This is a genomic window from Blautia sp. DFI.3.45, from assembly GCF_020593505.1.
GTDB classification, from domain to species: Bacteria; Bacillota; Clostridia; order Lachnospirales; family Lachnospiraceae; genus Blautia_A; species Blautia_A wexlerae.
In genome coordinates this window covers 1-2,723 of the sequence record NZ_JAJDMI010000097.1, presented here as the reverse complement: position 1 = coordinate 2,723, position 2,723 = coordinate 1, and the positions used below count along the sequence as shown (strand labels likewise).

The 2,723-nt window shown below is 46.8% G+C and carries 3 protein-coding genes; all 3 read left to right on the top strand.

Annotated elements, in window-relative coordinates:
* Nucleotides 1-128 precede the first annotated feature (128 nt).
* Nucleotides 129-545, top strand: coding sequence for an IS66 family insertion sequence element accessory protein TnpA (gene tnpA, locus LJE09_RS16920; RefSeq protein WP_117494621.1), 417 nt, complete (start codon nt 129-131; stop codon nt 543-545).
* Nucleotides 539-886, top strand: a complete 348-nt coding sequence (gene tnpB, locus LJE09_RS16915; protein WP_117942324.1) for an IS66 family insertion sequence element accessory protein TnpB — start codon at nt 539-541, stop codon at nt 884-886. Before tnpA ends, tnpB begins: the two co-directional genes overlap by 7 nt.
* A gap of 121 nt (nt 887-1,007) precedes the next feature.
* Nucleotides 1,008-2,636, top strand: a complete 1,629-nt coding sequence (gene tnpC / locus LJE09_RS16910; protein ID WP_227311586.1) for an IS66 family transposase — start codon at nt 1,008-1,010, stop codon at nt 2,634-2,636.
* Nucleotides 2,637-2,723: the final 87 nt, after the last annotated feature.

Here is a 2,723-nt window from a genome sequence, read left to right as displayed (position 1 = left end):
GGTAAGCGCTTAATTCTTGGGTAACTATACATTTGCCGTTTTGTAGTTCATAATGATTGATAGTAAATAGTTTTTTACTCCACTTCGTAGATAGGAAGTGGTCAATTACTATACTTGGAGGTTTCATTATGAGCAGTAAACGTGCCCCAGGGCGTTCTCTGGATGAATGGATGGAACTGGTGATCCAGTGCAGACAGAGCGGGCTTACTGATGCCGCATGGTGTAATGAACACGGGATCTCTCCCAGCTGTTTTTACAATGCGGTCACACGCCTGCGTAAAAAGGCCTGTCAGATCCCAGAATCGGCTAACAAAGCCAGTACCCTTGATCTTACATCCCATAAACAGGATGTGGTCCAGATCGCTATAGAGCCGGAAACTCCTCCGGCAGAACTGGTTTCAGATAAAGATAACAGTTCCATGTACCTTGATAATCCACATACGATCGAGATCGAAGCCAGAGGACTGATGATCCGGATGAGCAATACCGTTCATCCTTCCCTTCTGAAGATCCTGATGGATGCGCTGAAGGAGCCATTATGTTAGCGGATATCTCAAATGTCGATGCCATTTATATCGTCTGCGGCAGAACAGATATGCGCAAATCTATTGATGGATTATGTGCGATCATCCAGGATCAGTTTTCCATGGAGATCGACCACGCACTTTATCTTTTCTGTGGCCGAAGATGTGACAGGATCAAAGCCATCTTAAAAGAACCTGACGGGATCGTTATGATCTACAAAAGACTGACAGCCCAGGGTTCTTACCGATGGCCAAGAAATAAATCAGAAGTCCGGAACCTCACATGGAGGGAATTCGACTGGCTGATGTCAGGCATTGATATTGAGCAGCCGAAAGCGATCAAAACATCCTGTGCAAGGTAATAAAACCGCTTGTTTTCCCTGTACGTTCAGCATTTTTTAGGGTGCACTGTTTTCCTGTTGTACTGGCAGCACTGTCTGTTTTCTGATATAATAGAGATATCAAAAGCAGGAGGAAAAAGCAGTGGCAGACAGTTCCAAAGATATCCAGCTGCGTGAGCTGAAAGATATGATCACAGAGCTGAAAAATTTAATAAAAACTCTTCAGGCAACTGTCGATGCCGGAAATAAACGGGAGGAAGCCCTTACACAGGAGCGTGATAACCTGAAAGAAGAAGTGGAACTTCTCCGTAAAAAACTCTTTGGCACTTCCAGCGAAAAACGTTCCGCCGATCTTCCGGGACAGCTGAACCTTTTCAACGAAGCTGAAATGGAACAGGATCCTGCGGCCGCTGAAGCCGAGGAGATGGCTGCACTGCTTCCCGAAAAAAAGAGGAAAGCCCGCGCAACAAATGCAGAACGTTTTAAGGGTCTGCCTGTAAAAAAGGAATATTTGGATATCCCGGAAAAGGACAGGTTCTGCCCGGCCTGTAATGCCCCGCTGAAAAGGATCGGTGAGGAGTTTGTACGCCGTGAACTGGTCTTTATCCCGGCAAAGCTGAAAGTCATCGAATACTACAGTGTCAGCTATGAATGCCCGGAATGCAGTAAACGCGGTCTTTCTGTTATCAAAAAAGGAAAAGATGGAAAACCGCATTTGCTCTATGGGATGGCTTCGGCTGGCACAGTTGCATGGGTGATGTACCAGAAGTTCTGCAACAGCCTGCCCTACTGCCGTCAGGAAAAAGATTGGAAACAGTATGGTGCATCCATCACAAGGGCAACCATGGCAAACTGGGTTATCCTTAATTCAGATGCATTCTTTCGTCCGATGTATGAATACTTCCGCCGGAAACTGCTGGAGCGGGAATTCGCAATGGCAGACGAAACGCCCCTGCAGGTACTGCATGAACCGGGGCGCCGGGCCCAGTCGAAATCCTATATGTGGCTTTTCCGCAGCGGGGAAGATGGCGGTGTACCAATCATCCTCTATAAATACTCGGAAACCCGCGCCGGGGATAACGCGGTTGAATTCCTGCAGGGATTCAAAGGCTACCTGATGTGCGATGGGTATAGCGGGTACAACAAAGTGCCGGATGCAAAACGTACTGCCTGTTGGGCACATATACGCAGGTACCTGGTGGATGCAGTCCCGAAAGGGAAAAACCTGGATTACGGCCAGCCTGCTGTGCAGGGTATCCTGTATATCGACCGTCTCTTCCGTCTGGAAGAAACGATCAAGGCAAAAAGTACAACCTTCGATTCTCTCAAAAAAGCACGCCTTGAAAAAGAAGTGCCTGTCATTGAGGGCTTTTTGTCGTGGCTTGACATGCAGAAACCTACCCGGGGATCCCGGATGGATAAGGCAGTCACCTATATCCAAAACCGCCGCTCCTATCTTATGACCTATCTGGAAGATGGCAGATGTAGTTTTTCTAATAATCTCAGTGAGAATGCGATCCGCCCCTTTACAGTAGGCCGTAAAAACTGGCTGTTCTGTGATACTCCGAACGGTGCACAGGCCAGTGCCATTGTTTATACTATGGTAGAAATGGCAAAGGCAAATGGAGTAAACGTCTATCACTATCTGACTTATCTACTTGAGAAACAGCCTAATGATAGTATGAGTGACGAGGAGCTGGATCAGCTGGCTCCATGGAATGAAGATGTCAAGGCAGAACTCAAACGACTGGTAGAAAACTCCAACGAATAATCAATTATATGTGAATTGTCAAGGTACTCCGACTGCTGAAAAGTAGTCGGATATTTTTCTGGTAATACCTGAAAATTAAGCGCTTAC